The organism is Pedobacter aquatilis (genome assembly GCF_030409415.1).
Taxonomy (GTDB): Bacteria; Bacteroidota; Bacteroidia; order Sphingobacteriales; family Sphingobacteriaceae; genus Pedobacter; species Pedobacter aquatilis.
The window spans coordinates 71,677-83,974 of record NZ_JAUFPW010000012.1 but is presented as its reverse complement, the minus strand read 5'-3'; the positions used below and the strand labels follow the sequence as shown (position 1 = coordinate 83,974).

11 protein-coding genes are annotated in these 12,298 nt (G+C 38.3%); all 11 read left to right on the top strand.

Annotated elements, in window-relative coordinates; translation table 11 throughout:
* The first annotated feature begins 8 nt into the window (after positions 1–8).
* The 11 genes from ilvN to QWY86_RS04325 all read left to right on the top strand — a co-directional run bounded on the left by ilvN (position 9) and on the right by QWY86_RS04325 (position 12,272).
* Positions 9–647, top strand: a complete 639-nt coding sequence (ilvN, locus tag QWY86_RS04375; protein ID WP_290239169.1) for an acetolactate synthase small subunit — start codon at positions 9–11, stop codon at positions 645–647.
* Between the two features lie 84 nt (positions 648–731).
* Entirely contained in the window at positions 732–1,193 is a 462-nt protein-coding gene (locus QWY86_RS04370) for a DinB family protein (protein ID WP_290239167.1), read from the top strand.
* A 416-nt stretch (positions 1,194–1,609) separates the two neighbouring features.
* Positions 1,610–3,091 (top strand): ketol-acid reductoisomerase, encoded by a 1,482-nt coding sequence (ilvC, locus tag QWY86_RS04365; protein WP_290239165.1) that lies wholly within the window; start codon positions 1,610–1,612, stop codon positions 3,089–3,091.
* A gap of 98 nt (positions 3,092–3,189) precedes the next feature.
* Entirely contained in the window at positions 3,190–4,602 is a 1,413-nt protein-coding gene (gene leuC / locus QWY86_RS04360; RefSeq protein ID WP_290239164.1) for a 3-isopropylmalate dehydratase large subunit, read from the top strand.
* 239 nt (positions 4,603–4,841) lie between these two features.
* Positions 4,842–5,603, top strand: a complete 762-nt coding sequence (locus QWY86_RS04355) for a class I SAM-dependent methyltransferase (RefSeq protein ID WP_290239162.1) — start codon at positions 4,842–4,844, stop codon at positions 5,601–5,603.
* A gap of 68 nt (positions 5,604–5,671) precedes the next feature.
* Positions 5,672–6,277, top strand: a complete 606-nt coding sequence (gene leuD, locus QWY86_RS04350; RefSeq protein ID WP_290239159.1) for a 3-isopropylmalate dehydratase small subunit — start codon at positions 5,672–5,674, stop codon at positions 6,275–6,277.
* A gap of 72 nt (positions 6,278–6,349) precedes the next feature.
* Positions 6,350–7,816 carry an ATP-binding cassette domain-containing protein gene (locus tag QWY86_RS04345; RefSeq protein WP_290239157.1) on the top strand — a complete coding sequence of 489 codons (1,467 nt, stop codon included), beginning with the start codon at positions 6,350–6,352 and terminating at the stop codon, positions 7,814–7,816.
* Positions 7,817–7,916: 100 nt separating this feature from the next.
* Positions 7,917–9,008, top strand: coding sequence for a 3-isopropylmalate dehydrogenase (gene leuB / locus QWY86_RS04340; RefSeq protein ID WP_290239155.1), 1,092 nt, complete (start codon positions 7,917–7,919; stop codon positions 9,006–9,008).
* A gap of 10 nt (positions 9,009–9,018) precedes the next feature.
* Positions 9,019–10,179, top strand: coding sequence for a 2-isopropylmalate synthase (locus QWY86_RS04335; RefSeq protein WP_290239153.1), 1,161 nt, complete (start codon positions 9,019–9,021; stop codon positions 10,177–10,179).
* A 356-nt stretch (positions 10,180–10,535) separates the two neighbouring features.
* Complete coding sequence (ilvA, locus tag QWY86_RS04330; protein WP_290239152.1) at positions 10,536–11,786, top strand: threonine ammonia-lyase IlvA; 1,251 nt, start codon at positions 10,536–10,538, stop codon at positions 11,784–11,786.
* A gap of 135 nt (positions 11,787–11,921) precedes the next feature.
* Complete coding sequence (locus tag QWY86_RS04325) at positions 11,922–12,272, top strand: cupin domain-containing protein (RefSeq protein WP_290239150.1); 351 nt, start codon at positions 11,922–11,924, stop codon at positions 12,270–12,272.
* Positions 12,273–12,298 lie beyond the last annotated feature (26 nt).

Genomic DNA, 12,298 nt, shown 5'->3' with positions numbered 1-12,298 from the left:
CAAAAAACATGAGTACTGAAAATACATTAGAACATAAAATAACAAAAGCTGATTTTGAAGGTAAGCAAGAATACACCATTACGGTTTATGCTGAAAATCGTATCGGTTTATTAAATAGGATTGCGATTATCTTCTCGAAGAGAAAAATCAACATCGAGAGCTTAAATACTTCTCCATCAGAAATTGACGGGATTCACCGCTTTAATATTGTGATTACTGAAAGCTACGATGTGGTGCGCAAACTTGCACGTCAGATTGAAAAGCAAGTGGAAGTTTTGAAAGTATATTTTAATACGAACGAGGAAATTATCTGGCAGGAATTGGCACTTTACAAGGTATCAACTGATGAGATTGCAGAGAAAGTAACTGTAGAAAGATTGTTAAGACAATATGGTGCAAGTGCAGTTGTAATTCGTAAAGATTATACCGTTTTCGCTGTAACGGGTCACAGAGAAGAAACCGATGCTTTAGTAAAAGCTTTAGAGCCTTATGAATTGATTGAATTTGTGCGTTCGGCTAGAGTTGCGATTATTAAAGACAGTGCCGGTTTCCACGAAAAATTAAAAGAATTTGAAGCCTTCGAACCTGGAGAAGAACTGGTTGAAAATGAATTTTTAGATAAGGGTGAGAAGATATTTACGATGTAGGCATAAGTTGTAAGTTTTAAGTAGTACGTTTTACGTTGCTGTAAAAACGTATAACCTACAACATACCACCTAGAACATATAATAATGAAACAAGTATTTGAATTTATAATTAACTCGAGAAAGGCCTTTATTCAATTAATCGATGGTTTAAGCAACGAGCAATTGAATAAAATTCCTGAGGGCTTTAACAACAACATTATCTGGAATTTTGGTCATATTGTGGTGAGCACGCAAACACTTTGCTACGTCAGAACTGGAATTTTAGAAAATGCCAGCTCAGTTAAATTTGTGGAGAGTTATAAGAAAGACACTAAACCGACTTATTTAGTTTCTACCGAAGAGGTTGCTGAATTGAAAAACATTGCCTTAGATAGCATTAAGAAGATAGAGGAAGATTATGCGAATGGAAAGTTTATTTCGATTACGCCCTACTCAACTGCTACTTATGGTGCAGAAATAAATAGTATTGAAGAAGTTTTAACAACAACCATCGGCCATGATAACCTGCATTTGGGTTATGCCTTGGCTTTGAGAAAGCTTGTTTAAGTGATGGAAGATGTGGGATGGAAAATGAATGAGGGTTTTGAACACTGAACAGAAGTTTTCTACCCGATTGAAGTGATAATACTTTTGTAGCAGCAACCTTGAATAATCTGTCATGCTGAGGCACGAAGCATCTGCAACAGATGAAACAGATTCTTCGTTCCTCAGAATGACAGGAGTTAAAAAAGATTGCAACGAAAAGCGGGACTGAAATAACCGAAAAGCACAGAAACTTGCTTTTCCAAAAAAAAGAACAGTAAAAATGTTTCGTGGAGACACGAACCATGGCGGTGGAATACACGAACAATTGCAAAATTAATAAGACGAATAAAATGGAGACGAGTATCTTAAAAATCCTAAAATCCAGAGAATCCTAATAAAAGAACCGATAAATAAATAGAAATTAACCAATAAAAACGATGTCAAATTATTTTAACACATTACCTCTTAGAGAAAAATTAAACCAGCTTGGTGTTTGCGATTTCATGGACAGCAACGAATTTTTAGATGGCATTAGCGCATTAAAAGGCAAAAAACTGGTAATTGTAGGTTGCGGCGCACAAGGCTTAAATCAAGGTTTAAATTTAAGAGATAGTGGTTTAGATGTAAGCTACACGTTGCGCAAAGAGGCGATTGAAGGCAAAAGAGACAGCTGGAAAAATGCAACCGAAAACAACTTTACAGTTGGTACTTACGAAGAATTAATTCCTACTGCTGATGTGGTAATTAACCTTACACCAGATAAACAACATACTGCTGTTGTGAATGCAATTATGCCTTTAATGAAAGATGGCGCTACTTTATTGTACTCTCATGGTTTCAACATTGTGGAAGAAGGTATGCAAATCCGTAAAGATTTAACGGTAATTATGGTGGCCCCAAAATGTCCGGGTAGCGAAGTTAGAGCAGAATATGTGCGTGGTTTCGGCGTACCAACTTTAATTGCTGTGCACCCAGAAAACGACCCTCAAGGTAAAGGTTTAGCACAGGCTAAAGCGTATTGCGTGGGTACTGGTGGTCACAGAGCTGGCGTTTTAAAATCATCTTTCGTGGCTGAGGTTAAATCTGATTTAATGGGCGAGCAAACCATTCTTTGTGGTTTATTGCAAACAGGTTCTATCCTATCTTTTGATAAAATGGTAGAAAAAGGAATCGATGCAGGCTATGCTTCTAAATTGGTTCAATACGGTGTTGAGGTTATTACCGAAGCTTTAAAGCAAGGTGGTATTACGGCAATGATGGACCGTTTGAGCAATGTAGCTAAAATTAAAGCCTTCGAAATTTCGGAAGAATTGAAAGACATTATGCGTCCGTTATTTCAAAAACACCAGGACGATATTATGAGTGGCGAATTTAGCCGTACCATGATGGAAGATTGGGCTAATGGCGATAAAAACCTATTAAAATGGAGAGCTGAAACTGGTGAAACTGCTTTTGAAAAAACGCCTGCTGGTGATGTTAAAATTGGCGAGCAAGAGTACTTTGATAATTATACGTTAATGGTTGCTTTCGTACGTGCGGGTGTTGAACTGGCTTTCGAAACAATGGTTCAGGCGGGTATTAAACCAGAATCCGCATACTACGAATCCTTACACGAAACGCCGCTAATTGCGAACACCATCGCCCGTAAAAAATTATTCGAAATGAACCGTGTAATTTCTGATACCGCTGAGTACGGTTGTTATTTATTCGACCAGGCTTGTAAGCCATTACTAGCTGATTTTATGAAAAAAGTAGATACTGATTTAGTGGGTAAAAACTTTAATGATGGCAAAGATGGCGCTGTTGATAACAGAAAGTTAATTGATATTAACGAGGCTATCCGCTCGCACGAGGTAGAACAAATTGGTGCTACTTTACGCAAAGCGATGACAGCAATGAAGGCAATTAAAACTGCATAGAATAAAAAGAATGTCATCCTGAGCTTGTCGAAGGAATTCTTTTTATTCGTAAAAAATCTTCGACAAGTTCAGACTGACAACATTAAATACATAATAAAATGTCAAAAACATTAGTAGAAAAAATTTGGGATGCACACGTTGTAAAAAGTGAAGAAGGATTTCCTGATATTTTATACATTGATACACACTTAATACACGAGGTAACCTCACCGCAAGCTTTTGATGGTTTGCGCAAAAGAGGTTTGCCAGTTTTTCGTCCGAAGCAAACGGTGGCAACAGCCGACCATAATGTGCCAACTTTAAACCAATTACAGCCCATTAAAGAAGAGCTTTCTCGCTACCAGGTGGATATGCTTACTAAAAATTGTGCTGAATTTGGCATCGAACTTTATGGTTTAGGTCACCCGTTTCAAGGCATTGTACACGTAATCGGCCCTGAGTTGGGTATTACCCTACCAGGAAAAACAATGGTTTGTGGTGATAGCCACACTTCTACACATGGCGCTTTTGGTGCAATTGCTTTCGGTATCGGAACATCGCAGGTAGAGCAGGTTTTCGCAACGCAATGTTTATTGCAATCGAAACCTAAAACCATGAAAATTGAGGTGAATGGTGAGCTTGGAAAAGGTGTTGGTGCAAAAGACATTATCCTTTACATCATCGCTCAGATTTCTGCTGCAGGTGGAACCGGATATTTCATTGAATATGCGGGTTCGGCAATAGAGAGTTTGAGCATGGAAGCTCGAATGACGATTTGCAACATGAGTATCGAAATGGGTGCGAGAGGCGGCCTAATCGCTCCAGACCAAATCACTTTTGATTATATTAAGGGTAGAGAATTTGCGCCAAAGGGTGAAGAATGGGATAAAGCTTTGGCCTACTGGAAAACTTTATACAGCGATGCTGATGCAAAATTTGATAGTGTTTTAACTTTCAAAGCAGAAGATATTGCCCCAATGATTACTTATGGCACCAACCCAGGAATGGGAATGGGTATCCAGGAAAATATTCCTGCTACCAATGCACAACCTGAAAAGGAAAAGCTTTCTTATCAAAAAGCATTGGATTACATGGGTTTTGATGATGATGCTTCTTTAATAGGCAAGCCAGTTGATTATGTTTTCATCGGAAGTTGTACCAATTCTCGTATTGAAGATTTACGCGAAGTTGCGGATTTTGTGAAAGATAAACGCAAAGCGGATAATGTTACCGTTTGGATTGTGCCAGGCTCTAAACAAGTAGAGTTACAAGCTAAAAACGAAGGTTTGGATAAAATTTTTGAAGCTGCAGGTTTTCAACTTCGTGAACCAGGTTGCAGCGCTTGTTTGGGTATGAATGAGGATAAAATTCCAGCTGGAAAATATTGCGTTTCTACATCGAACAGAAATTTTGAAGGAAGACAAGGACAAAATGCAAGAACATTATTGGCGAGTCCGTTAACGGCTGCCGCTGCTGCTGTAACCGGTGTGATTACGGATGTGAGGGAGATGTTGACAGAAGAGCAGGTATAAAGGAGCAATATAGAGGAGCAAAGATGAAGGAGCAAAGAATAAAGATAACGAATTCTTAACCCACTCGTCATTGCGAGGAACGAAGCAATCTCTGCTAATTAGATTGCTTCGTTCCTCGCAATGACGACAAATTTATAAATAAAGGATTGAGATAAAATGATTGGATGATTGATTATCGCATTGCAAATTAATCTTAAAATCCTCAAATCATGTAAATCTTGGTCAAAAAACAAGTAAAAATGCCAGAAATAGTTTGGGATGCAACATTATACGACAAGCAACATCACTTCGTATCTAATTATGGAGCAGATGTTTTGCAATGGTTAGCGCCAAAAGCCAATGAATACATTTTAGATGTGGGGTGCGGAACTGGACAGCTGGCTGCGCAAATTGCCGAAAGTGGTGCCGAAGTTTTAGGAACCGATGCATCAGCAGATATGGTGGCGAATGCAAAAGCAGCTTATCCAAACTTAAACTTTGAAGTTGTTGATGGAACTCAACTTCCTTACAACCAAAACTTCGATGCAATTTTCAGCAATGCTACTTTCCATTGGATTGAAAACCAGGAAGCTTTAACTGAGGGATTGTTTAAAAGCTTAAAAACTGGTGGAAGGTTAGTTGCAGAATTTGGTGGCAAAGGCAATGTGAAAGGCATTACTGATGCGATACAAACTGCTGCAGAAAAATTAGGTCTTGCTGATAAGGTAATTCTAGATTATTGGTTCTTCCCATCCATTAGTGAATATACATCACTCCTGGAATCGAAAGGTTTTGAAGTGGAGCAAGCCTGGTTATTCGACCGACCAACAAAATTAATCGGCGAAGAAGGTATGTATGTTTGGATAAACCAATTTGCACAACATGCCTTTAAAAACCTAAATAATGAACAAGCTGAATCGATTACAAATTTAGCTGTTGAACTACTGAAACCTAATTATTTCATCAACGGAGAATGGGTTGCAGATTACAGAAGGCTAAGAGTGAAAGCATTTAAAAGATAAAAGAACAAGGAGCAAAGAATAAAGACAACAGTCTTGATACTTGATACTCACTACATGATACTAATACAATGAAAAAGTTCACAAAATTAACATCGGCAGTTGTGCCGTTAAATATAGAAAACATCGATACCGACCAGATTATCCCTGCGAGGTTTTTGAAAGCGACTACCCGTGAAGGTTTTGGAGAGAATTTGTTCCGCGATTGGCGTTACAATGGCGACAATACACCAAAGCCAGAATTTGTAATGAACAACCCAACCTACAGCGGACAAATTTTAGTTGCTGGTAAAAATTTTGGTTGCGGAAGCAGTCGTGAGCATGCCGCATGGGCCATTCAGGATGCAGGCTTTGACGCAGTTATCAGCAGTTTCTTTGCCGATATTTTTAAAGGAAATGCATTAAATAATGGTTTACTTCCTATACAGGTGAGCGAAGAATTTTTAAAGCAAATTTTTACTGCTATAGAAGCAAGCCCGAAAACAAATTTAACCGTCGATTTAGAAAACCAAACGGTTACGCTTGAAGGGCAAATCCTCCCTACTGGGGAGGATTTAGGTGGGACTGAATCTTTTGAAATTAATCCTTACAAAAAATCTTGTTTGATTAATGGTTACGATGATATCGATTTCATTTTAGCACAAAAAGGATTGATTGAGGAATTTGAGAAAAGCTAACACACTCGTCATTGCGAGGTACGAAGCAATCTCAACAATAAAAAAATCTGTTTAATCAAACCGTAGGAAACCATGAAAGAAAGTTTCGTCAGTATTCAAAATTTAAACCTAAAGCACCAACAAAAATCGGTGCTAAAGGATTTGAACTGGACTATAAATACTGGTGAGCAATATGTTTTATTTGGCGAAAGCGGAAGTGGAAAAACCTCCTTAGCCAAAATAATAGCGGGTTTACAAAGTGCAATTGGCAATGTAAAAATCAATTTCAAAGAAAACAACTTACCTGCCGAAGTTTTATTCGTAGAAAGCTGGTATCAATTTAAAAACCTGGAGGGTGTTGCTAATTTTTATTATCAGCAGCGCTACACCAGTCAGCAGGCGAAAGATACCTTAACTGTACATGCAGAATTGGTAAGCTATGGCAAAGAAAAAAAACTGCATTTAGATAAAGTTGAACAGATTTTAGAAGCCTTAAATTTTTCATCATTCGCGAGCTCTCAACTGATAGAGTTATCAAGCGGAGAACACAAAAAATTACAATTGGTTAAAGCATTGTGGTTAAAACCGCAGCTGCTAATTATCGACCAACCCTACACAGGACTAGATGCTGCATCAAGAAAAAATTTAAATATTTTGTTGGATGATGCTTCAGCAAGTGGCGTTCAATTGATTTTAATTTCTAATGAAGATGAATTTCCAGAATCTATTAATCGTTTTGCGGAGATAAGAAACGGACAAATTTCAGTTTCTGATTCCAAAAAAATCAGCTCAGTTTCTGACGAAAAACAACTTAGAGAAATTCCAGATTTTTTAAAGGAATCGCCAGTTTATTCATCCGAAAATATCGTTAAAATGGTTGATGTAAACATCAGCTATGGCGAAAAACAAGTGCTTAAAAACATTAATTGGGAAGTTAAAGCAGGCGAAAAATGGCTGTTGCAAGGTCATAACGGTTCGGGTAAATCAACTTTGTTGAGTTTGATCAATGGCGACCATCCGCAATCTTACGCCAACGAGCTTTATTTATTTGGCAACAGACGTGGAAGCGGAGAAAGCATTTGGGATATAAAACAACATATTGGTTTAATCTCGCCAGAGTTTCATTGGTATTTTGATGCAACTGCAACGGTTTGGCAAAGTATTGCCTCAGGTTTTTATGATACGGTTGGGTTATTTCAACAATTACCTTACACCAAAAGCCAGCAAGTTGACGAATTGGTTGAATATTTTGGTTTAACGGCATCGAAAAATGACTTATTAACCTCACTCCCATTGGGCAAGCAACGTTTGGTTTTGTTAGCGAGAACGATAATTAAAAATCCTGAATTGTTAATTCTGGATGAACCATGCCAGGGTTTAGACCAACAGCAAACACAGCATTTTAATCAACTAATTGACGAGCTGTGCAGCAACGGAATGACCTTAATTTATGTTGGCCATTTTGAATCGCAGCTGCCAACCTGCATTGAAAAAAGAATATTATTAGAAAAAGGCGAGGTAAAAGTCGTTGAAAGTTTAAATATAGAAATACCAGGCTAAAGCAAAATTGCCAAGGAAACACCGAATACACGGAATCAATTTTTCCCCAATTCCGAGTTTCCGTGGCAAATGATTAGCTAAGGAACAATAGAAGTCGACAATGAAGAAGAACATTTTAGTAATACCTGGAGATGGTATCGGACCCGAAGTAACCACATGGGGAAAAGCGGCATTAGAAAAAATTGCTGAGATTTTTGGACATGAATTTGAGTTTGATGAAGCTCTGATGGGTCATGCGGCAATTGAAGTTACCGGCGAACCACTACCTGATGAAACATTAGAAAAAGCCAGAAAAAGCGATGCTATCCTGTTTGGTGCAATTGGTCATGCCAAATACGATAATGACCCAAGTTTGAAAGTTAGACCAGAGCAAGGTTTATTAAAAATACGCAAGGAACTGGGTTTGTTTGCCAATCTACGTCCGATATTACTATTTGATGAACTTCTTCAGGCATCAAGCATTAAACCCGAAATTTTAAGGGGAACTGATATTTTGTTTTTCCGTGAGTTAACTGGTGATGTTTACTTTGGCGAAAAATCGCGTTCTGAAGATAGAAATACCGCTTCTGATTTGATGATTTACCACCGCTACGAAGTTGAACGTATTGCGCATAAAGCTTACCAAGCGGCACAGCAACGTAGTAAAAGGTTGTGTTCGGTAGATAAAGCCAACGTTTTAGAAAGTTCTCGCTTATGGCGTGAAACCGTTCAGGAAATTGCTAAACAATATCCTGATGTAGAAACGGAGCACATGTTTATCGATAATGCTGCGATGCAGTTAATCAAAAATCCAAAGAAATTTGATGTGGTTTTAACGGCTAATTTGTTTGGCGATATCCTTACCGATGAGGCTTCACAAATTGCAGGTTCTATGGGTATGCTTGCTTCGGCTTCAGTTGGCGAAAGTACAGGTTTCTTCGAGCCTATCCACGGTTCGGCGCATGATATTACAGGTAAAGATTTAGCAAACCCGCTCGCCTCTATCCTTTCTGCAGCTTTAATGCTCGAAATTGGATTCGGCTTAAAAGACGAAGCAAAATTATTGGTTGATACTGTTGATGCCGTTTTAAAAGAAGGCTTTAGAACGCATGATATTGCCGACCAAACCACCAACCGATTTAAAGTTTTAGGCACAGCCGAAATGGGCAAGTTGGTTTTAAAATTCTTATCACAAAAATTAGTCAACTCCTAAACACAAGATTATGATTCACGACCCGAACAAAGTTTATATTTTCGACACCACCTTACGCGATGGTGAGCAGGTTCCAGGCTGCCAATTAGATACAAACCAAAAAGTAGAAATCGCTAAATCACTTGAGCTTTTAGGTGTTGACGTGATTGAAGCTGGCTTTCCAGTTTCAAGTCCAGGTGATTTTAACAGCGTTATTGAGTTATCGAAAGCAGTAAATCATCCTATTATTTGCGCCTTAACGCGTGCTAACAAAAATGATATTGATGTAGCTGCCGATGCTTTACGTTATGCCAAAAGACCACGTATTCATACTGGTATTGGTGCATCAGATTTTCACATTAAACATAAATTTAACAGCACACGCGAAGATATTTTAGCACGTGCCGTTGATGCGGTAAAATATGCCAAAAAGTATGTAGAAGATGTTGAGTTTTACGCAGAAGATGCAGGCAGAGCCGATATCGAGTTTTTAGCCAAAATGGTTGAAGCGGTAATTGCGGCTGGTGCAACGGTTGTAAATATTCCAGATACAAACGGTTATTGCTTACCAGGCCAATACGGTTCGAAGATTTTATTTTTGAAAGAAAATGTTAAAAATATTGATAATGCCATTATCTCGGTACACTGCCACAACGATTTAGGTTTGGCTACGGCAAACTCTATTGCTGGCTTACAGAACGGTGCCCGTCAGGTAGAATGTACCATAAATGGTATTGGCGAGCGTGCAGGTAATACATCAATGGAAGAGGTGGTGATGATTATGAAAACACATAAATCGTTGGGCTTAAACACGCAAATTGATACCACTCGTTTTTATGAAATGAGCCACATGGTGAGAAACCAAATGAATATGCCTGTTCAACCGAACAAGGCAATTGTTGGTGGAAATGCATTTTCGCACAGCTCGGGTATTCATCAGGATGGTTTCTTAAAAAACCGTGAAAACTACGAAATTATTAAACCTGAAGATGTTGGTTTCCCGGATGCAACAATTGTATTGACAGCAAGAAGCGGCAGAGCAGCTTTGAAACACCATTTAGACCGTTTGAGCCATAAATTGGAAAAGGAAGAATTGGACATCGTTTACAAGCAATTTTTAATTTTAGCCGATAGCAAACAAGGCATTAACGATAATGATTTAAATCAATTGGTTGCTTTGCATTTGGCTTAGTGAGGTTAAAGATTAAAGACTAAAAACCAAAGATTAAGACCTTTATAATTGCGAGGCACAGCTTGTTGCACTATTTCGGGGAAGCAACCTTTTTTAGAAAGGATTACTTCATGCCTTGCAACGAAGTAGGTGCATTAAACCTGATAGCAGTGGAAATATTTTTTGTTATCCGTACCAGAAAGATTGCCGCATTGTTCCTGCTCGCAATGACGACATTTGAAGCATGACAGATGTTTAAAAAATATTGCAACGAATAGCAGGACTAAATTAACCGAAAAGTACAGGAACCTGCTTTTCAAAAGATTAAAAGTGATTCAATTCTTGATACTTGATTCTCACTACTTGATACTAAAAAAATGAACGACACAATAAAAAACACTTTCGATTTTGAAAGCGCTTTTAAAAACCTTGCAGGCGTAGTAAAACGTACGCCATTGGAGTTTAACGCAGGATTATCGCTAAAGTACAATGCCAATATTTACCTCAAAAGAGAGGATTTACAAATTGTTCGTTCGTACAAATTGCGTGGTGCTTACAACAAAATAAGCGCACTGCACACTGATGCTTTAAAAAATGGAATTGTTTGCGCCAGTGCAGGTAACCATGCGCAAGGTGTAGCTTATTCTTGTAAAAAACTGAACATTAAAGGTGTAATTTTTATGCCTGAGATCACACCTAAACAAAAGATTAAGCAAGTAAATATGTTCGGTGGCGAGAACATAGAAATTGTTTTGGTTGGTGATACTTTTGATGATTGCCTGAAAGAAGCTTTAATTTATTCTGAAGAAAAATCATCGACATTTATTCCGCCTTTTGATGATGAGAAAGTGATTGAAGGACAGGCAACCGTTGCAATGGAAATTTTTGAAGATTTACCAGATTTAGATGCCATTGTGGTACCTGTTGGTGGTGGCGGTTTGGCTTCGGGTGTGAGTGCTTATTTGCAAACGGTAAAACCCGATGTGAAAATTTTTGGTGTAGAGCCAATGGGTGCGCCATCGTTAAGCGAAGCTTTAAAAAACGGTGGGCCAATTACGGTTGAAAATATTGAACGTTTTGTAGATGGTGCTGCCGTTAAAAGAATGGGATGGATTACCTATCAATATTGTAAGGAGTTGCTAAGCTCGACTTATTTAATTCCGGAAGGGCAAATTTGTACCACGATTTTAAAACTTTATAATGAGGATGCGATTGTAGTAGAACCTGCGGGAGCTTTGTCTGTTGCAGCTTTAGAACAAGTTAAAGACCAAATTGTAGGCAAAAATATTGTGTGTGTGGTAAGTGGTGGCAATAATGACATCGAGCGCATGCAGGAAATCAAAGAAAAATCTTTGCTTTTTGAGGGTTTGAAACATTACTTTATCGTTCGTTTTCCGCAGCGACCGGGTGCTTTAAAGTTATTTGTGAATGAGGTTTTAGGCCCTCATGATGATATTACGCGTTTCGAGTTCATTAAAAAAACGAATAAAGAAAATGGACCTGCTTTGGTTGGCATCGAGCTGACGAATAAGGAGGATTATGCAAGTTTATTGCAACGCATGAAAGATTTTAAATTCGAGATTATCGAGCTGAATCAGGACCAGACTTTATTTGAGTATTTGGTTTAAGCTTTGTTAACCGCAAAGGACACGAAGTTTTTCGCAAAGAATATTAAGCATTTTTATGCACTTGTCATCCTGAGCTTGTCGAAGGACGGCAGATGCGTTTCGACAAGCTCAACATGACATACCCCATATTAAACAATGAATTTCAAAGATTTAACTAACAAAACACTAATTACAGATAACGATATCGATTGGGAAGATTTGGGTGCGGGTGTAAAACGCAAAATAATGGCTTACGATGATAAATTAATGTTGGTTAAAGTTGCGTTTGATAAAGGCGCCATTGGTAGCGTTCACAACCATCCACATTTACAACTCAGCTACGTTGCAAAAGGTAGTTTTGAAGTAACCATGGGCGATGATAAGAAAATCCTTACCGAGGGCGATGTTTTCTTTGCGCCAACCATGGTTTTTCATGGCGTGGTTTGCTTAGAAGATGGTTTGCTAATCGATGTGTTTAATCCACATCGTCAGGATTTTTTGAAATAATTTTACACCACTTAAGAGAATTTCAA

What these genes read in the sequence shown, in the direction of transcription:
- ilvN (WP_290239169.1), top strand. Translation starts at nt 9, where the DNA reads ATGAGTACTGAAAATACATTAGAACATAAAATAACAAAAGCTGATTTT.
- QWY86_RS04370 (WP_290239167.1), top strand. Translation starts at nt 732, where the DNA reads ATGAAACAAGTATTTGAATTTATAATTAACTCGAGAAAGGCCTTTATT.
- ilvC (WP_290239165.1), top strand. Translation starts at nt 1,610, where the DNA reads ATGTCAAATTATTTTAACACATTACCTCTTAGAGAAAAATTAAACCAG.
- leuC (WP_290239164.1), top strand. Translation starts at nt 3,190, where the DNA reads ATGTCAAAAACATTAGTAGAAAAAATTTGGGATGCACACGTTGTAAAA.
- QWY86_RS04355 (WP_290239162.1), top strand. Translation starts at nt 4,842, where the DNA reads ATGCCAGAAATAGTTTGGGATGCAACATTATACGACAAGCAACATCAC.
- leuD (WP_290239159.1), top strand. Translation starts at nt 5,672, where the DNA reads ATGAAAAAGTTCACAAAATTAACATCGGCAGTTGTGCCGTTAAATATA.
- QWY86_RS04345 (WP_290239157.1), top strand. Translation starts at nt 6,350, where the DNA reads ATGAAAGAAAGTTTCGTCAGTATTCAAAATTTAAACCTAAAGCACCAA.
- leuB (WP_290239155.1), top strand. Translation starts at nt 7,917, where the DNA reads ATGAAGAAGAACATTTTAGTAATACCTGGAGATGGTATCGGACCCGAA.
- QWY86_RS04335 (WP_290239153.1), top strand. Translation starts at nt 9,019, where the DNA reads ATGATTCACGACCCGAACAAAGTTTATATTTTCGACACCACCTTACGC.
- ilvA (WP_290239152.1), top strand. Translation starts at nt 10,536, where the DNA reads ATGAACGACACAATAAAAAACACTTTCGATTTTGAAAGCGCTTTTAAA.
- QWY86_RS04325 (WP_290239150.1), top strand. Translation starts at nt 11,922, where the DNA reads ATGAATTTCAAAGATTTAACTAACAAAACACTAATTACAGATAACGAT.